Source organism: Mycobacterium sp., from assembly GCF_046091765.1.
Lineage (GTDB): Bacteria > Actinomycetota > Actinomycetes > Mycobacteriales > Mycobacteriaceae > Mycobacterium.
In genome coordinates this window covers 1-17,279 of sequence record NZ_JBJTCF010000097.1, presented here as the reverse complement: position 1 = coordinate 17,279, position 17,279 = coordinate 1, and the positions used below count along the sequence as shown (strand labels likewise).

19 protein-coding genes are annotated in these 17,279 nt (G+C 68.5%); 7 read left to right on the top strand and 12 right to left on the bottom strand.

The genetic code is table 11. The features are described 5' to 3' along the window. Positions 1–17: 17 nt before the first annotated feature. Together ACKOB8_RS10660 and ACKOB8_RS10655 are read left to right on the top strand one after the other, a co-directional pair. Positions 18–356 carry a DUF485 domain-containing protein gene (locus ACKOB8_RS10660; protein WP_526377188.1) on the top strand — a complete coding sequence of 113 codons (339 nt, stop codon included), beginning with the start codon at positions 18–20 and terminating at the stop codon, positions 354–356. Continuing rightward, a complete protein-coding gene (locus ACKOB8_RS10655; RefSeq protein ID WP_526377187.1) occupies positions 353–1,990 on the top strand; it encodes a monocarboxylic acid transporter in 1,638 nt (545 codons plus the stop codon). Before ACKOB8_RS10660 ends, ACKOB8_RS10655 begins: the two co-directional genes overlap by 4 nt. 17 nt (positions 1,991–2,007) lie before the next feature. Here ACKOB8_RS10655 and ACKOB8_RS10650 read toward each other — a convergent pair whose 3' ends face one another. Next, positions 2,008–2,178 (bottom strand): DUF5302 family protein, encoded by a 171-nt coding sequence (locus ACKOB8_RS10650; protein WP_526377186.1) that lies wholly within the window; start codon positions 2,176–2,178, stop codon positions 2,008–2,010. 35 nt (positions 2,179–2,213) lie between these two features. Then, the gene (locus ACKOB8_RS10645) at positions 2,214–2,657 is read right to left on the bottom strand and encodes a PPOX class F420-dependent oxidoreductase (protein ID WP_526377185.1); all 444 of its coding nucleotides are present in this window, start codon (positions 2,655–2,657) and stop codon (positions 2,214–2,216) included. A 40-nt stretch (positions 2,658–2,697) separates the two neighbouring features. Here ACKOB8_RS10645 and ACKOB8_RS10640 point away from each other — a divergent pair, with 40 nt between their 5' ends. Next, entirely contained in the window at positions 2,698–3,522 is an 825-nt protein-coding gene (locus ACKOB8_RS10640; protein ID WP_526377184.1) for a class I SAM-dependent methyltransferase, read from the top strand. On the opposite strand, the gene ACKOB8_RS10635 is transcribed toward ACKOB8_RS10640, so the two are convergent. Continuing rightward, positions 3,498–3,857 carry an Rv1152 family transcriptional regulator gene (locus ACKOB8_RS10635; RefSeq protein ID WP_526377203.1) on the bottom strand — a complete coding sequence of 120 codons (360 nt, stop codon included), beginning with the start codon at positions 3,855–3,857 and terminating at the stop codon, positions 3,498–3,500. The two genes, ACKOB8_RS10640 and ACKOB8_RS10635, sit on opposite strands and share 25 nt — an antisense overlap. A gap of 49 nt (positions 3,858–3,906) precedes the next feature. Here ACKOB8_RS10635 and ACKOB8_RS10630 point away from each other — a divergent pair, with 49 nt between their 5' ends. Further along, the gene (locus tag ACKOB8_RS10630; RefSeq protein WP_526377183.1) at positions 3,907–4,617 is read left to right on the top strand and encodes an SIR2 family NAD-dependent protein deacylase; all 711 of its coding nucleotides are present in this window, start codon (positions 3,907–3,909) and stop codon (positions 4,615–4,617) included. Here the strand turns inward: ACKOB8_RS10630 and ACKOB8_RS10625 are convergent. Both ACKOB8_RS10625 and ACKOB8_RS10620 read right to left on the bottom strand, forming a co-directional pair. Continuing rightward, a complete protein-coding gene (locus ACKOB8_RS10625; protein WP_526377182.1) occupies positions 4,614–5,246 on the bottom strand; it encodes a class I SAM-dependent methyltransferase in 633 nt (210 codons plus the stop codon). The two genes, ACKOB8_RS10630 and ACKOB8_RS10625, sit on opposite strands and share 4 nt — an antisense overlap. 18 nt (positions 5,247–5,264) lie before the next feature. Beyond that, positions 5,265–7,538, bottom strand: coding sequence for an MMPL family transporter (locus tag ACKOB8_RS10620; RefSeq protein ID WP_526377181.1), 2,274 nt, complete (start codon positions 7,536–7,538; stop codon positions 5,265–5,267). A 169-nt stretch (positions 7,539–7,707) separates the two neighbouring features. Between ACKOB8_RS10620 and ACKOB8_RS10615 the strand changes: the two genes are divergently transcribed. Continuing rightward, the gene (locus ACKOB8_RS10615) at positions 7,708–7,833 is read left to right on the top strand and encodes a hypothetical protein (RefSeq protein ID WP_526377180.1); all 126 of its coding nucleotides are present in this window, start codon (positions 7,708–7,710) and stop codon (positions 7,831–7,833) included. 69 nt (positions 7,834–7,902) lie between these two features. On the opposite strand, the gene ACKOB8_RS10610 is transcribed toward ACKOB8_RS10615, so the two are convergent. Genes ACKOB8_RS10610 through ACKOB8_RS10600 form a run of 3 tightly spaced genes read right to left on the bottom strand, consistent with a single transcriptional unit; the run spans position 7,903 to position 10,839 of the window. After that, positions 7,903–8,913 (bottom strand): NAD(P)H-dependent flavin oxidoreductase, encoded by a 1,011-nt coding sequence (locus tag ACKOB8_RS10610; RefSeq protein WP_526377179.1) that lies wholly within the window; start codon positions 8,911–8,913, stop codon positions 7,903–7,905. A 13-nt stretch (positions 8,914–8,926) separates the two neighbouring features. Then, positions 8,927–9,700, bottom strand: coding sequence for a 3-hydroxyacyl-CoA dehydrogenase (locus ACKOB8_RS10605; RefSeq protein ID WP_526377178.1), 774 nt, complete (start codon positions 9,698–9,700; stop codon positions 8,927–8,929). A gap of 50 nt (positions 9,701–9,750) precedes the next feature. Continuing rightward, on the bottom strand, positions 9,751–10,839 hold the full coding sequence (locus ACKOB8_RS10600; protein WP_526377177.1) for a CaiB/BaiF CoA transferase family protein: 1,089 nt from the start codon (positions 10,837–10,839) through the stop codon (positions 9,751–9,753). A gap of 63 nt (positions 10,840–10,902) precedes the next feature. Here ACKOB8_RS10600 and ACKOB8_RS10595 point away from each other — a divergent pair, with 63 nt between their 5' ends. Next, a complete protein-coding gene (locus tag ACKOB8_RS10595; protein ID WP_526377176.1) occupies positions 10,903–11,706 on the top strand; it encodes an enoyl-CoA hydratase/isomerase family protein in 804 nt (267 codons plus the stop codon). A 7-nt stretch (positions 11,707–11,713) separates the two neighbouring features. Here ACKOB8_RS10595 and ACKOB8_RS10590 read toward each other — a convergent pair whose 3' ends face one another. Next, positions 11,714–12,403, bottom strand: coding sequence for a CPBP family intramembrane glutamic endopeptidase (locus tag ACKOB8_RS10590; RefSeq protein WP_526377175.1), 690 nt, complete (start codon positions 12,401–12,403; stop codon positions 11,714–11,716). Positions 12,404–12,626: 223 nt separating this feature from the next. Between ACKOB8_RS10590 and ACKOB8_RS10585 the strand changes: the two genes are divergently transcribed. Next, complete coding sequence (locus ACKOB8_RS10585; protein ID WP_526377174.1) at positions 12,627–13,466, top strand: fasciclin domain-containing protein; 840 nt, start codon at positions 12,627–12,629, stop codon at positions 13,464–13,466. 9 nt (positions 13,467–13,475) lie between these two features. On the opposite strand, the gene ACKOB8_RS10580 is transcribed toward ACKOB8_RS10585, so the two are convergent. The 3 genes from ACKOB8_RS10580 to ACKOB8_RS10570 form a co-directional block, all read right to left on the bottom strand. Next, complete coding sequence (locus ACKOB8_RS10580) at positions 13,476–14,279, bottom strand: enoyl-CoA hydratase/isomerase family protein (protein WP_526377173.1); 804 nt, start codon at positions 14,277–14,279, stop codon at positions 13,476–13,478. A gap of 2 nt (positions 14,280–14,281) precedes the next feature. Next, the gene (locus tag ACKOB8_RS10575; protein WP_526377172.1) at positions 14,282–15,427 is read right to left on the bottom strand and encodes a thiolase family protein; all 1,146 of its coding nucleotides are present in this window, start codon (positions 15,425–15,427) and stop codon (positions 14,282–14,284) included. A gap of 61 nt (positions 15,428–15,488) precedes the next feature. Then, entirely contained in the window at positions 15,489–17,210 is a 1,722-nt protein-coding gene (locus tag ACKOB8_RS10570) for a DUF3556 domain-containing protein (protein ID WP_526377171.1), read from the bottom strand. Positions 17,211–17,279 lie beyond the last annotated feature (69 nt).

Below are 17,279 nucleotides of genomic sequence, written 5' to 3'. Positions count from 1 at the left end.
ACCGCAGGAGGATGACCATGTCGACCCCCGAAAGCCCCGTGGCGGCCGATGCCGATTATCTGGCGGTTGCGGCCAGCCCGCAGTTCGCCGAGCTGCGCCGCACCCTCCGCCGCTTCGTCTTCCCGATGACGGCTTTCTTCCTAGTCTGGTACGCCTCCTACGTGCTGCTGGGCGCGTTCGCCCATGACTTCATGGCCACCAAGGTCTGGGGCAACATCAATGTCGGATTGCTCCTCGGGCTCGGGCAGTTCCTGACGACATTCCTGATCACCGGCCTCTACGTCCGCTTCGCCGATCGTGAGTTGGACCCCCGTGCCGCGGCCATCCGCGCGGAGATGGAAGCCGGTTCCCGATGACCGCCAGCCTGCTCGCCGCCGGCGGGGAGAGGCTGGGCAGCCCGGCCGTCAACATCAGCATCTTCACCCTCTTCGTCGTGATCACGCTGATCATCGTGATCCGCGTCAGCCGCCGCAACACCAACGCGACGGAGTTCTTCACCGCGGGGCACTCCTTCACCGGATCCCAGAACGGCATCGCGATCGCCGGTGACTACCTTTCGGCTGCCAGCTTCCTGGGTATCGCCGGCGCAATCGCCGTGTACGGCTATGACGGATTTCTGTACTCGATCGGATTCCTGGTCGCATGGCTGGTGGCGCTGTTGCTGGTGGCCGAACTGCTCCGCAACACCGGCAAGTTCACCATGGCTGATGTGCTGAGCTTCCGGCTCAGGCAGAAACCAGTCCGGCTGGCGGCAGCCACCTCCACCCTGACGGTCTCGCTGTTCTACCTGCTGGCACAGATGGCCGGCGCGGGCGGCCTGGTTGCCCTGTTGCTCGACGTCCAAAGCCGCTCCGCGCAGGCTCTGGTGATCGCGATCGTCGGCGTGCTGATGATGGTGTACGTCCTGGTGGGCGGGATGGCCGGCACCACCTGGGTGCAGATCATCAAGGCCGTGCTGCTGATCACCGGCGCGGCCGTGATGACTGTGCTGGTGCTGGCGAAGTTCGGCCTGAACTTCTCCGAGATGCTGGGCTCGGCGCAGGACATGGTCCGCCAGGCCACCACCAAAGGCGTGGCCGAGCGTGACGTACTCGCCCCCGGCGCCCAGTACGGAGCGTCGACCATCTCGAAGATCAACCTGATCTCGCTGGGCCTGGCACTTGTGCTGGGGACCGCCGGGCTACCGCACGTTCTGATGCGGTTCTACACGGTCCCCACCGCCAAGGAGGCCCGCCGATCGGTGGTGTGGGCGATCGGTCTGATCGGCGCCTTCTATCTGTTCACCCTCGCGCTGGGTTACGGGGCGGCGGCAATCGTCGGTCCCGATCGCATCCTCGAGGCACCGGGCGGGCAGAACTCCGCCGCCCCGCTGCTGGCTTTCGAGCTCGGCGGAGTGGCTCTACTCGGAATCATCTCGGCGGTAGCTTTCGCCACCATCCTCGCGGTGGTTGCCGGACTCACCATCACCGCGTCGGCCTCCTTCGCCCACGACGTCTACGCCAGCGTGCTGAAGAGCCATACGGTCACCGAGGACGAGCAGGTGCGAGTATCGCGGATCACCGCAGCGGTGATGGGCGTGGCCGCGATCGCTCTGGGCATCCTGGCGCTGGGCCAAAATGTCGCCTTTCTGGTGGCGCTGGCGTTCGCAGTCGCCGCTTCGGCGAATCTGCCCACCATTCTGTACTCGCTGTACTGGCGCCGGTTCAACACCCGCGGGGCGTTGTGGAGTATCTACGGCGGGTTGGTCAGCTGCATCGTCTTGATCGTGTTCTCCCCCGCAGTGTCAGGGGCGAAGACGTCAATGCTGCCCGCAGCGGACTTCGCCTGGTTCCCGCTGTCCAATCCGGGCATCGTGTCCATCCCGCTGGGATTCATCCTCGGCTTCATCGGAACCCTGACGTCGAAAGACACCGGCAACCCCGAACTCAACGCCCAGATGGAAGTCCGGTCGCTGACCGGAGTGGGCGCCGAGAAGGCAACCCAGCACTGAATGCCGCGACGGCCCCCTCAGCCGCTCTTACGGCGGAATTCACGCCGGTTCGCCACCGGGCCGTGCGCGCGGGGCTGCTTGGGCCCGCCGTCCTGGTGCGTCGCTCCGCCGCCGGCCTTGGCCTGCTTACGCTCCAGCGCCTCGCGGAACTTGCGCTTGGTCTCGTCCTGCGGGTCGGGTTCGCTCATGCTGGCAGACTAATCCAGGGCCGCAGCCGGCGCCGTCAGCGCAGGCCCGGCGGCATGCCGTAGAGGTGGCCGACACGCAGTCGCAGCAGCACCCGCCGCTCTGCCACCATCGCCGCGCGGTAGTCCTCCCAGTCCGGATGCTCCCCGGCGATCGCGCGATAGAGGTTCACCAGCGCCTCGACGGTGTCGTCGCCGGGGGCGGCGGCCGGTGCAGTCAGTTCGGCGTCTCCCTCGGCGACGGCGTAGGCCCAGCCGTCCTCGGAGCTGACCAGGATCGACGCCCTGGGGTCGCGACGCAGGTTGCGGGTCTTGGCACGCGGTTCGGTGACCGAGACCTCGATCGCGACCGACCGAGGGTCGAAGTGATAGGTCACGTTGGACAGCTGCGGGCGGCCGTCGCGCTTGATCGTCGCCAGCACCCCGAGGGAGTTGTCGGCGATCAGCGCCAGCAGTTTGTCATCGAACACCTGACGGGTCATGCCCCGAGCCTACGTCGGCCGCCCGGGTAGGTTGGGCGCCATGGACGGCCCCTTGCTGACCGGTGTGTCGGAGACCGCGCTGCTGACCCTCAACGGGCGCGCCCATCAGGCCGGCCTGCCTGACGCCATCCTCGCCGACCCGGTGGCCATCGAACTTCGCGACGCCCTGGGCGGCGCCTTTGCCGTCGACTTCGGCAAGTTCGGGCGCCAGGGACAGGAGATGGCGCTGCGTGCGATCGCCGCCGACCGCTGCACTCTGGACTACCTGCGCACCCATCCGCGGGCCACCGTCGTCGCTCTCGCCGAAGGGTTCCAGACCAGCTTCTGGCGGCTGGACGCGATGGTGCCCGATCCCCGGTTCCGTTGGGTTTCAGTCGATCTGCCACCGGTGATCGCTTTGCGCGAGCGCTTCCTCCCCCCGTCCCCGCGAATCACCAACATCGCCCAGTCCGCCCTCGACTACAGCTGGGCCGACCGGGTCGAGGCCGAGGAGGGCGTGTTCATCACCGCCGAGGGACTGCTGATGTACCTGCAGCCCGACGAGGCGATGGACCTCATCGCCGAGTGCGCCCGGCGTTTCCCCGGCGGACAGATGTTCTTCGACCTGCCGCCCACGATCGTCAAGAAGTTCGCCCCGAAAGGCCTGCGCGCCTCCAAGCACTACCGGGTACCCCCGATGCCGTTCAGCCTGTCGATCAACCAGCTGCGCGCCCTGGTCGGCCGGGTTGCGGGTCTGAAGGGCGTCCGAGACGTACCGATGCCCGCGGGGCGCGGTTTCTTCTTCCGGACGGCCTTCCCCGCGCTCTGGCGGTTCGCTCCGATGAAACCCTTCCGCGGCGTCTACGCCCTGCTCGAGTTCGGCTGATCGAACGCGGCGTCAAGGTAGCGCACCGCCTCGGCCCTGCCCAGGCCCAGCGCTCGCGCTGCGTGGGCGTAGTCGTGCGCCGCGGCCGCCATCGCCGCATCGACCGGGTCCGAGCGGGCGACGAAAGTGCCTTGGCGCCCGCGGGTTTCGATGATTCCCACCTTCTCCAGCTCGCGGTAGGCCCGCGCCACCGTATTGACTGCCAGGCCTAACTGGGCGGCCAACTCGCGAACCGTCGGCATCCGGCTGCCCGCCCGCAGTGTTCCGTCGCGGATCGCCGCGATCACGCCGCCGCGCAACTGCTCGAACAGCGGGGTGCCGGAGCTGGGGTCCATCTGCAGCCACACACCTCTCAGTATCACCGAGAGCGGCTATGTTGGTGGTATGCGCATCGCGGTGCTCAGTGGGGCGGGGATCTCTGCCGAGAGCGGCGTGCCGACCTTCCGTGACGACGAGAACGGGCTGTGGTCGAAGTTCGACCCCTACGAGATCTCCAGCACCGACGGATGGAACAGCCACCCCGAGCGGGTGTGGGCCTGGTATCTGTGGCGCCACCATCTGGTCAAGCAGGTGCAGCCCAACGCCGGCCACTACGCTCTAGCGGCCTGGCAGGAGCATGCCGAGGTGACGGTGGTCACCCAGAACGTCGACGATCTGCACGAGCGGGCCGGCAGCCGCTCGGTGCACCACCTGCACGGCAGTCTCTCGGAGTTCTGGTGTGCCAGTTGCGGTTCGCAGTATCACGCGCCGCTGCCCGACATGCCCGAACCGGAGCTGGAGAAGACGCCACCCTCCTGCGAGTGCGGCGGGCTGATCCGGCCGGGCATCGTCTGGTTCGGTGAGCAACTGCCCGACGAGCCCTGGCAGGCCGCGGTACACGCCGTCACCTCAGCCGACGTTGTCGTGGTGGTCGGGACCTCGGCGCTGGTCTATCCGGCGGCCGGACTACCCGAGTTGGCGCTGGTGCGCGGCACCCCGGTGGTCGAGGTCAATCCCGAGGCGACCCCGCTGTCCGGCTCGGCCACCCTGACGGTGCGCGAGCCCGCCGGCACGGCGCTGCCCGGCCTGCTGGACCGGTTGACCGCGTTGGGCTAGGCACCTTTGAGCGCCCGCCCGACCGCGACCTCCGAAACCGGTATCGGTACCCAGGCCGGGAAGGCCCGTTGGTGGCGCGCGGCGACGACGGTGAACCCCGCGGCACGGATCGCTCCTTCGGTATCGCGGTGAGTGTGGCAGTTGCCCGCAAGACGTGGCCACACCGTCGCGTCGGCCAGTCTCTGCAGGCCGCCGCGCCAGCCGGGGCTGGCGACATGTTCGAAGAAACGCAGCTGACCCTCGGTTTTGAGCATCGAGTACAGCTGGCGCAGAACAGCGCTCAGGTCACCGACCGAGCACAGCACCAGTGAGCAGACGACCGCATCGAAGGGTTCGGTGTCGGGCAGGGTCTCGATGGTCGACTCGATGACGGCGACCGGGACCGGCGCGGTGGCGGCCGCCTCCCTGGCCCTGGGTGCAAGCTGGATCTCCGGCTCGAGTGCGATCACCTGCCGTACCGCTGTCGGGTAGTGGGCGAAGTTGGCTCCGGTTCCGGCCCCCACCTCCAGCACACGACCGGAGAGACCGGCAAGGTTCTCGGCGCGTAGCCGTTGCAGCAGCGGGGTTTCGTGAGCGCTCAGCAGCATCCACAGGCGGGCGAAAAAGGGGTGGTCGAGCGTTTGGGCCATGGTGCTCCTCGCGTCGGATCACTCGGTTGAGCGCACTGCCACCGCCGAGCGTGCACCGGATCCGGTCGACGGCGCGGGACCGCCCTCGCTGAGCCCGAAGCGCTCGTGCAGACGCGCCAACGGCTTGGGCGCCCACCAGTTCCACTTCCCCATCACCTGCATGAAAGCCGGCAGCAGCGCCATCCGCACCAGCGTCGCGTCGACGACGACCGCCAGCGTCGTTCCGAGCCCGAAGATCCGCATGAACGACACCTGTGCGGCGATCAGCGCCGCGAAAGCGATCGCCATGATCAGCGCGGCCGCGGTGACCACGCGGCCGGTGCGCGCCAAGCCCAGCGCCACACTTTCGTCGCTGTCGGCACGAGTCTGCGCCGAGTCCAGCCAGAACTCCCGGATGCGGGCCAGCAGGAACACCTCGTAGTCCATCGACAGGCCGAAGGCGACGCAGAACAGCAGCATCGGCATGTTCGCTTCCATGGTTCCGGTGGGAATCGTGCCGAGCGCGCCGAGATGGCCGTCCTGGAATACCCAGACCAGTGCCCCGAAGGCGGCCGACAGCGAGAGCACGTTGAGCACGATCGCTTTGAGCGGCAGCAGGAGGCTGCCGGTGAGCAGGAACAGCAGCACGAAGGTGACCCCGCCGATCAGCGAGAGCACCAGCGGGATCCGCGATGTCACCGCCGCGACGTTGTCGCGATTGACCTGCGCGCCGCCCCCGATGAGGACCTCCCGACCGGCGGGCTCGGCCACCGCGTGCAATCGGTCGAGCTGAACCCGCGACGCCTCGGAGAACAGCGGAACCGTACTGCGCACCGACAGCAGCGCGCTGCCGTCGGCGATGCCGGTCGGCGCCGAGGGCGGACCGACCCTCTCCCCGCCCACGAAGGTCCCGCCGGGAGACGACACCAGCGAGACATCCGGGACCCGCGACAGGTCGGCGGCGTAACGGTCGAATTCGGCCGGGGTGGCGTCGCCGGCGTCGGGGATCACCATGCTCACCGCGGTGTTGAAGTTGCTGGCGAAGTCGTTGCGCAACTGGTCGCCGACCTGATGTGACGATGCGCTGCGGGGAAGCACCCGGTCGTCGGGGTTGCCGAACTCGATGCGCAGGAACGGCAGTCCGAGAACCACCAGCGCCGCGATGATCGCGGTGCCGATCGGGATGGCGCGGCGCATCACGAACTTCGTCGAGCGGTACCAGAACTGCTGCTGCACCGGCCGTACTGCCGGCTCCGGCCGGCCCAGCACCCGGCGCAGCAGCCGGCGGATGTCGAAGGAGTCCAGCCGGTTGGCGAGCACGACGATGGCCGCGGGTGTGACGATGACCGCGGCCGCCGCCGCGAAGGCGACCGTCGCAATACCGGAGTAGGCGAAGGACTTCAGGAAGTACATCGGAAAGACCATCAGCGCCGAGAGCGACAGCGCGACCGTTACCGCGGAGAACAGCACGGTGCGACCGGCGGTGCACATGGTGCGCACCAGCGCGGCGGCCGGGTCGGCACCGCCGGCGATCTCGTCGCGGTAGCGGCTGAGGATCAGCAGCGTGTAGTCGATCGCCAGGGCCAGCCCGAGCGCGGTGGTGATGTTCAGCGCGAAGATCGACACGTCGGTGAAGTGGGTGATCACCCGCAGGACCGCCATCGCGCCGAGGATGGCCATCAGACCGACCAGCATCGGCAGCCCTGCGGCGATCAGTCCGCCGAAGACCCAGATCAGCACGGCGAAGCTCAGCGGGACCGCAATCGCCTCCATCCGGATCAGGTCGCGCATGGTCTGCTCGTTGATCTGCTTGTAGATCATCGCCGTGCCGCCGGCCCGGATGGTCAGCCCGCCGCGGTCCCCGCCCACCTGCTCGACCAACTCGGCGGCGTAGTCCTGCGCCTTGTCCTCGCCGCCGGCGAGGGTCGCCACGATCAGGCCCGTCCTGCCGTCCCGGCTGAGCAGCTCGGCGGCGGCGGCCGGCGGGGAGGTCCAGGGCGAGGCCACGCTCATCACCCGGGGCGAGGCGTCGAGGACCCCGACGATCCCGGCGCCGGTGGCCCGGGCCGGCCCCTCGGCCGCCCCGGCCGGGTCGGTCACCGTGATCAGAAGCTGCTGGTTGCTCTGCCCGAACTTCTCGGCGAGCAGCCGCGCAGCCTGGAACGACTCCGAGGTCGGGTCGGCGAATCCCCCGGCGGAGAGGTGGTTGGCCACCGGGATCCCGAACACCGCGGCCAGCGCCATGACCAGGACGGCGAGCGCCAGGATGCGCCGCGGCCAGCGAATGGCCAGTTCAGCGGTCCGCCGCAGCACAGGTGCCATCCTTCCTGCCGTCCAGCAAACTTCTCGTCACGTCCAGTCTGGACAGGCCCACCGGGGTGGTCAACCGGTACCGGGCGCGGTCACCCGCCGGTAAGGATTGCCACCATTTTCCGAATCGTGACTCAATGATTCCTTAAAGGAAACTAATAGGGTCAGGGGCATGTGGATCGACGACTCCAGCGACGTGATCAAGGGCGACTTCGACGCCCTTTATCACGGCGACGTCCTCGTGGAGGGTGACACCTCCGAGCAGTTCGAGGAAACCCCGCTGGCCAACGCCAGCTGACAGGTCAGGCGGCCGCCCCACGGGGCCCGCGACCTGGTTGAGGTGTACCCGTTTTTCCGGTGCCCGCCGTCAGGCGGGCACTTTTGTGTGAGCAGCGCTGACCATCCCAGCCAGCCGCCCGGTGATGATCTCCTCGGCCTCGGCGACGATCCGGCCGACCAACTCCCCGACCGTCGGGATGTCGTTGATCAGGCCCATCGCGGTGCCCACCGACCAGATGCCGGCGTCGAGGTCGCCCTCGTCGAAGACCCGCCGGCCCCGGATACCCGACACCAGGTCCTGGACGTCGCCGAACTGGCCGCCGCCGTTGAGGATCTCGACCACTTCACGGGAGACCGCATTGCTGGCGACCCGTGCGGTGTTGTGCAGGGTGCGGAAGATCAACTCGGTGCCGCGCTCGTCGCCGGCGACGATCGCCTCTTTGACGTTCTGGTGGATGCAGGACTCCTCGGTGCACATGAAGCGTGACCCCATGTTGATTCCGTCGGCACCGAGGGCGAGGGCGGCCACCAGCCCGCGCGCGTCGGCGAAACCGCCGGAGGCGATCATCGGAATCTCGATCTTGTCGGCCGCCGCGGGAATCAGCACCAGTCCGGGGATGTCGTCCTCACCCGGGTGACCCGCGCACTCGAAGCCGTCGATGCTGATGCCGTCCACCCCGAGGCTCTGGGCTTTCACGGCGTGGCGCACCGAGGTGCACTTGTGCAGCACCTTGATCCCGTTGTCGTGGAACATCGGCAGGTGCGGGGCGGGGTTGGAGCCGGCGGTCTCCACGATCGTGATTCCCGCATCGACGATGACCTGCCGATACTCGTCATAGGGCGGGGGGTTGATCGCCGGCAGGATGGTGAGATTGACTCCGAAGGGCTTGTCGGTGAGGTCGCGGGTCTTGGCGATCTCGTTGGCCAGGTCCTTCGGCGTGGGCTGGGTCAGAGCGGTCAGGAAACCCAGAGCGCCCGAGTTGGCAACGGCGGCAACGAGTTCGGCCCGCCCGACCCACTGCATGCCACCTTGTGCGATGGGATGCTCGACACCGAACGTCTCAGTGAACTTCGTCTTCAGTACCTTTTTCACAGCCATCAGAACTCCTTGACTATCGCGGTGCCATCCGGATGGCGCCGTCGAGGCGGATCACCTCGCCGTTGAGCATCGGGTTCTCCACGATGTGTACCGCAAGGGCGCCGTACTCGCTGGGCTTGCCCAGCCGGGAGGGGTGGGGAACCTGCGCGCCGAGGGAGGCCTTCGCAGGCTCGGGCAGGCCCGCCAGCAGCGGGGTGTCGAACAGTCCCGGCGCGATGGTGACCACCCGGATCAGCTTGTCGGCGAGGTCGCGGGCAATCGGCAGTGTCATGCCGACCACACCGCCCTTGGATGCGGAGTAGGCGGCCTGGCCGATCTGGCCGTCGAACGCGGCGACCGAGGCGGTGTTGATGATCACCCCGCGCTCCGCGCTGGTGTCGGGGCCGATTGGGTCGGTCCGGGCCATCCGCTCGGCGCCGAGGCGCAGCACGTTGAATGTGCCGACGAGGTTGATGTTGACGATGCGGGCGAACTTCCTGAGCGGGTAGACCCCGCCCTTGCCCAGCACGCGGATCGCGTCCCCGGTGCCCGCGCAGTTGATCACGATGCGCACCGGCCCCATCGACTCGGCCACGTCGAAGGCTCCGGCCACGGCGTCCTCGTCGCACACGTCGGCCGCCACGAATCGGGCCCGCTCGCCCAGATCCCGGGCCACCTGCTCGCCGTCGGAGGTCGGCAGATCCAGGATGAGCACCTTCGCGCCCTCGTCGAGCAGAGCCCTGGCGGTCGCCAAGCCCAGTCCGGAGGCACCGCCGGTGACGACCGCGACCGCGTCCTTGATCTGCACAGCGGTTGTTTCCTTCCCTCGACCCACTCGACCTACTGGTTGGTCGGGGACTATACCCAGTCGCCTGAGACCGCGTCGTTGTCCTGTCCCGGCGCCCGCGGCGGGGTCGGCTTGTCGGGTGCGGTGCGGGAGAACCGCGGGGCCGGCATCGGGAAGACGCCGCCGTTCTCGGCGTAGAAGCCGTCCCGCTCGGCGTTGTGCGGCTCGGTGTCGATCTCGGCGAAGCTCAGCACCGGGGTGACGCAGGCGTCGCTGCCGGCGAAGACCTTCGCCCAGTGATCACGATCCCGCGCGGCGAAGGTCTCGGTGAGGATCGCACGCAACTCCGGCCAGCGGGTGACGTCGTTCTGCGCGGGCAGCCCCGCGGGGTCGAGGCCCAGCTTCTCGAGCAGCTCGGCGTAGAACTGCGGCTCGATGGATCCCACCGCGACATAACGGCCGTCGGCGCACTCATAGGTGTCGTAGTACGGCGCACCGGTGTCGAGCATGTTCGTGCCGCGCACGTCGCTCCACAGGCCGGTGTGCCGGAAGGCGAACATCATCTGGGCCAGCACCGCCGACCCGTCGACCATCGCGGCGTCGATCACCTGGCCCACCCCGGAGTGCTCGCGTTCGTAGAGCGCCGAGAGGATCCCGACCAGAAGGAACATCGATCCGCCGCCGAAGTCACCGACCAGGTTCAGCGGCGGGACGGGGCGTTCATTCACCCTGCCGATGGCGTGCAGCACGCCGTTGAGCGAGATGTAGTTGATGTCATGGCCGGACTGCTGGCTGCGCGGACCGGTCTGCCCCCAGCCGGTCATCCGCGCGTAGATCAGCCGCGTGTTGCGCGCGGCGCAGTCCTGCGGGCCCAGACCGAGCCGTTCGGTGACCCCGGGCCGGAAACCCTCGATGAGCACGTCGGCCTTAGCGATCAGGGCCAGCACCCGCTCGCGGTCGTCGGGATCCTTGAGGTCGGCGGTGACCGAACGGCGATTACGCAGCAGAAAGTCCCTGCTGGGTCCCGGATTGGGGATCTTGCTGGGGCGCTCGACGCGCACCACGTCGGCACCCAGGTCGCCGAGGATCATCGCCGCGTGCGGTCCCGGACCGATCCCGGCAAGTTCGACGACCCGTAAACCCTTCAGTGGTCCAGCCATGACTGCATCAACCCTTCCGCCCTGCGAACACGATCATCTTTGCACCGGGTCTACTGTGCAGCCATGACCTATGCCGGCATCCCGGATCTGACAGTCTCACTCGACGACGGGGTGCTGTCGGTGACCCTCAACCGGCCGGACAGCCTGAACTCGCTGACCGCGGCCATGCTGGAGACCGTCGCCGACACCCTCGAACATGCCGCCGGGGACGCGCAGGTGAGGGTCGTGCGGTTGAGCGGCGCCGGGCGCGGCTTCTGCTCGGGAGCGGGGATCGGCGCCGACGACCAGGCCGCCCGCGCGGCCGAGCCGGCGTCGACGGCCGACTCGGTGCTCGCCGCGGCGAACCGGGCGGTGCGGGCGATCACCGACTTTCCCAAGCCGATCGTTGCCGTCGTGCACGGACCGGCCGCCGGCGTCGGGGTCTCGCTCGCCCTGGCCTGTGACATCGTTCTGGCGGCCGAGTCGGCGTATCTCCTGTTGGCGTTCACCAGGATCGGGCTGATGCCCGACGGCGGGGCCTCGGCACTGGTGGCCGCGGCGATCGGCCGGATCCGGGCGATGCGGATGGCGCTGCTGGCCGAACGCATCCCGGCCGCCGACGCGCTCGCCTACGGCTTGGTCAGCGGGGTGTATCCGGACGGAGAGCTCGACGCCGGCGCGGCACGGGTGATCGAGAAACTGGTGTCCGGACCCGCGGTGGCGCTGCGCAAGACCAAGCAGGCCATCAACGCCGCCACCCTGATCGAGCTGGATGCGGCGATCGCACGCGAGACCGAGGGTCAGCACCAGCTGCTCGGCTCGCGCGACTTCGTCGAGGGCACCCGGGCGTTCCAGCAGCGGCGGCCGGCCGAATTCACCGACTCCTGAGCTCAGGTCACAGCCCGAAGATCGGCGGCAACGCCAGCACCATGATCAACCCCCACACCAGGTGCGTCAGATACGGCGCCAGCACGCCCCCGGTGGCGCGGCGCTCCAGCGCGCAGACGGTGCCCAGGATCGCCGCCGCGACACCCAGCATGAGGTTGCCGCTGGCGGAGATCGCGACCACGTAGAGCAGTGTCGAGATCACCACCGGATAGAAGTCGCCGAGGGCGGTGTAGAGCGCGCCGCGGAAGAACAGTTCCTCGGCGACGCCGTTGACGAGGGTGATGAGCACGATCAGCGCCAGCGGTCCGAAGTTGGTGTAGCGCAGCACCCGGTCGATCAGTTCGGCCACCGGGGGGATCTCCCGGGCGACCAGCCCGCCGGCCAGGAACACCGCGCCGAGCAGCAGTCCGACGGTCACCCCGGTGATTACCGGGCGCTGGTTGCGGCCACGCCACTTGATCCGGCCCAGGTGCAGCGGTCCGGACACGAACGCACCCAGCACCCAGACCCCCGCCAGCGACAATGTCAACCAGTAGAAGGACGGGTCGCCAGGCCTGGTTCGCAGCGACAGGCTCAGCAGGATCGCGCCGGCCACCAGCACGACGCAGACGACCAGGCGGCGTCGGCGGATCACCGACGGCCATTCCTGGTGTGGCCGCGCGACCTTACCGGCTGCCTCGCGGATCTCTTCAAGCATGGTCAGACGGCCCTCCGGCGAATCCGACTGGACATTTGCGTCACCTGCCTCGAACCCATGGTGACACAGGACGCACGTCGGCTTGCGCTGGGTTGCGGGTCATGCCGACCGGGACGATGTGGCCTGAATCGCCATTTTTGGGTAACGAAATGCCCCCGCTCTACGATCCCACAGATGGCGCGGCACGCTGCCGCGTTCCTACCGATACCCAGGAGAAGCCGACGTGAGCAGTACCAAGACCCTCGGCGTTGTCGCCGCGATCGCTGCGATCGCCGCCGCCGCGGTGATCCCGACGGCGCTGACGGCCCACGCCGAACCGACCACACCGACCACACCGGCTGAGCCGGCGACCGCCGAAACCGAACTGGCGGTCCCGCCGCCGATGAACGTCCCCGACCCGCAGGGTCCGGGCTGCGACGCCTACCGCAACGAGATTCCCGGCGGGGCCGGATCGTTCGCCTCGATGGCCAGCCAGAAGGCCTCGCAGGCCATCGCCAACAACCCCGATCTGAGCACCTTCAGCGCCGCGATCTCAGGCCGGCTGAACCCGGACGTCAACGTGATCAAGGCGCTCGACGGCGGCCCCTACGTGGTCTTCGCCCCGACCGACGCCGCCTTCTCCAAGCTCGACGCCGAGACCATCGCGACTCTCAAGTCCGATCCGACGGTGCTGCTGCCGCTGCTCTACTACCACATGGTGCTGGGCTATCTGGGGCCCAAGGACGTCGCGGGCAAGATGCCCACCCAGGACGGCCGACTGGTCCTGGTCACCGGCGAGGGCGGGGACGTCAAGGTCAACGACGTCGCCAAGCTCACCTGTGCGTACACCGCGCGGGGCGCCTACATCTACATGATCGACACGGTGCTGACCCCGCCGAGCGACGAGGACCCCACCGCCGCAACCACCTCGACGACGGCCACCTCCACGACGGCTACCTCCACGACGGCTACCTCCACAGCGGCTACCTCAACAACGGAGGCGACGGCGACCGAGACGGCCACGGAGACGGTGACCGAGACGGCGACCAGCGAGGCCACGACCAGCGCCAAGCCGGCCGCCTAAGCGCCGTCCTCAGCGCGCCTTCCAGACCGGCGCACGCTTCTCGGCGAAGGCCAGCGGCCCCTCGCGGGCGTCCTCGGAGCGGATCAGGGCGGCGATCTCCCGGTTGGACCGCTCCCACCGGGGCGTCTCGTCGGCGATCGCCCCGTGGTCGGCGCCGGCCGCGACGCGCTTACTGGCCTGCACGGCCAGCGGCGCGTTGACGGTGATCCGCCCGGCCAGGGCGATCGCGGCTTCCAGCACGGACACCTCGTCGTCGACGATCTCGTTGACCAGGCCCCAGCGCAGCGCCTCCTCGGCGCTGATCGGTTCACCGGTCAGCAGCAGTCGCATCGCCACCTTGCGCGGCAGTTGATCGACGATGCGGAACACCCCGCCGGCTGCCGCGATCAGGCCCCGCTTGACCTCCGGCAGACCGAACGTCGCACTGCGGCGCGCCACCACCAGGTCGCTGGCCAGCGCCAGTTCAGTGCCGCCACCCAGCGCGGTCCCGTTGACCGCCGCGATCGTCGGCTTGTCGATGAAGTGGGACACGTAGCCCGCGAAGCCCCATTCGGGGTGCTCGGGGTGGAAGATGTTCTCCCGCCGCGCCAGTGCCTTCAGATCGGCGCCGGCGCAGAACGACGCCTCCCCCGCACCGGTGACCACGACCGCCCAGATCTCGGCGTCGTCGTGCGCCTGCTGCAGCGCGTCGCCCAGGCCGGTGCTGACCGCCTGATTGACCGCGTTACGCGCCTCGGGCCGGTTGAGGGTGATGACCCAGATGTTGCCCCGCCGCTCCGTGGTGACTGCCGGGGCGGCGCCGTCGTCGGCCATCCTCAGAGCAGTTCGAGGATCGTCGCGTTGGCCTGGCCGCCACCTTCGCACATCGTCTGCAGTCCGTACCGGATGTTGTTGTCGCGCATGTGGTGAAGCAGCGTCGTCATGATCCGCGCACCGGAGCCACCGAGCGGGTGGCCCAGCGCGATGGCGCCGCCGTTGGGGTTGAGCTTGCGCTCGTCGGCGCCGATCTCCTTCAGCCACGCCAGCGGCACCGGGGCGAACGCCTCGTTGACCTCGAAGACGCCGATGTCCTCCAGACGCAGGCCTGACTTCGCCAGAACCTTCTGGGTGGCCGGAATCGGCGCGGAGAGCATCATCACCGGATCCGCACCGGCCAGGGTGGCGGTGTGCACCCGCGCGATGGGCTTGCACCCCAACGCCTTCGCCTTCTCCGCCGACATGAACAGCAGCGCCGCCGAGCCGTCGGAGATCTGCGAGGAGTTCCCGGCGTGGATCACGCCGTCCTCCTTGAAGGCCGGCTTGAGTCCGGCCATCTTCTCCAGGGTGCTGCCCAGGCGGATGCCCTCGTCCTTGAGGACCGTCGTGCCATCGGGATCCTTGATTCCGACGATCTGGTCGTCGAACGCGCCGGAGGCCTGCGCGGCTCCGGCCTTCTCGTGGGAGTCCAGTGAGAACTGGTCGAGATCGGTGCGCGACAGCTTCCACTTCTCGGCCATCATCTCGGCGCCGATGCCCTGGTTGGGGGTGCGGTCGTAGCGCGACTTGAATCCGGCGGAGTACGGGTTTCCGCCGTTGGCCAGCGACGCGCCCATCGGCGTGCGCGTCATCGACTCCACTCCCCCGGCGACCACCGCGTCGTAGTGCCCGGCCACCACCCCGGCCGCGGCGAAGTGCACCGACTGCTGGCTCGACCCGCACTGGCGGTCGACGGTAACCCCGGGCACGGTTTCCGGCCAGCCGGCGGTCAGCACCGCCGTGCGGGCGATGTCCAGCGCCTGCTCACCGGCCTGCATGACGCAGCCCCAGATGACGTCGTCGACCACCTCCGGGTCGATCCCGGCGCGCTCCGCGAGGGCGTTGAGCACCTGCGCGGACAACTCCGCCGGGTGGACGCCGGCCAGGCCGCCGTTGCGCTTGCCGACCGGTGAGCGCACTGCTTCGACGATTACCGCATCCGCCATCGGACGTTCTCCTTCGTTGTGGGGGTGATGAGTCGATTCTGACGATCAACCAACCGTTCGGTCAACGCGGGTCCGGGTGCACCGGCAAGTCGTCGTCCCAGGGCTGACGAACGACCATGTCGGCGACCTCGACGTAGCCGCTTTCGAACTCACCGGTGGCGGCATCGACCAGCCGGTAGCGCTGGGTGCGCCGGTGGATCGGCTGGGCGTCGAGCAGCACCACCCGGACCTCGCCGGGTGCGAATCCGCAGCGCCGCTGCAGAGCGGCGATCAACTGCTCGTTGTGCAGATGACCGTCACCGAAATTCCAGCCCATGGCGGTGCTGCAGATGCGCTCACCGTCGGTGATCGCGTAGTCGTTTTCGTCGTGCCCGGCCATCGCCCGGTGCACCAGGGTGAACAGCGCCCTGCCGTGGGTGTTGAAGCCGCGGAACGCATAGCCCATGTAGATCGGGATCTGCGCGGCCTCGGCACTGCCGTAGAAGCGCTCCAGTTGGGCGGCCGGCATGCTGGCGATCGCGACAACGCCGCCGGCGATCTTCTGCTCGGCTGAGGGCTTGATGCACCACATCGAAGTGTCCCAATTGCCGGCGTAGTAGCGCATGCCGGGCAGGAACGAGATCTTGCGCGGTGCCAGGTTGCCGGTGACGACGATCCCCGCCATCACCGCGACGAGGATGACCGGCAGTGGATTGCTGATATCGGACAGCCCGACGTCGGCGTGGCCGACGAAGAGCGCGAGCACGCCGAAGATCATGAAGACGTTCCATTCCAGCGGCACGCCCATCGGGATCGCGCTCAGGATGCCGAGGTGGAAGCACACCATCACGAAGGCGGCCACCGCGGTCGGCCAGCCGCCGTGGGAGAACAGCAGCACCAGTGGCACGCACATCTCGATCGCGGTGCTCACGTGGGCGACGGAGCGGGAAAGCCGGCCGGGCCGCAGGTCGTCGGGGAAGTGCTCGAAGAACCTGCGCTTCAGGGCCCGGGGCCTGATCACCGGGCTGTTGGACATCATCGTGGAGATCACGAACGGGAAGTGCTTGTTGAGCTTGGAGGTGGCCGCCCCCATCCAGATCACCACGCAGGCCAGCTTGGCGGCGATGATCACGTTGAGCCCGCCGAACAGGAAGGCCGCCACGAAGGGGGCGTACACCTCGCCGCGGGCGGCCAGGAAGATGGTCTTGTCCCGCAGGCCCAGCACGGCCAGCAGAACGAGCGCCGTCACCGACTGCCACGCCGGCAGCAGGCCCACCTCGGTGCCCAGCGCCGGGTCCGGCCCGGTGCCGTCGGAGAGCAGCGCGACCAGTAGCACCACCAGCAGCGCCCCGTAGAGCACGACGTCGACCGGCGTCCGGTTGTCACCCCGGGTCAGTGGCACCCGCTGAGGCCATGGCGGCAGCCGGATCGTGTCGGGACGCAACCAGTACAGGATCGACCCCATCGGCGGGAAGAACCGGTTGTTCAGCGGACCGAAGCCGCAACCCAGCCCGATCACTTCGAACAGGATCGTGTACAGCACGACCTTCTGGAACACGATCGGCTCGGTCCACCACGACCCGACATTGCCCAGCCCGTCGATGCCTTTCGTGGCGAGCGCGAACAATGCCGCGAGAAGGATGTAGAGCAGGATCTTGACGACGTAGAACAGGTGCAGCGCCACCGGCGTGCCGAACCCGACCTCGGCCCAGTGCTTGGCCATCGGCCGGATCTTCTCGGCGCGGGTGCCCCGGCTCCACTGCTCGAAGTCGACGACGGGCACTTCCTGCCTGAGGAATCCCATGGGTCATTCCTAGCCGCCGAGCGTGGGGCCCCCGGGGGGGTGTGGGAGGCGACTCACGCGGTGGGGCCC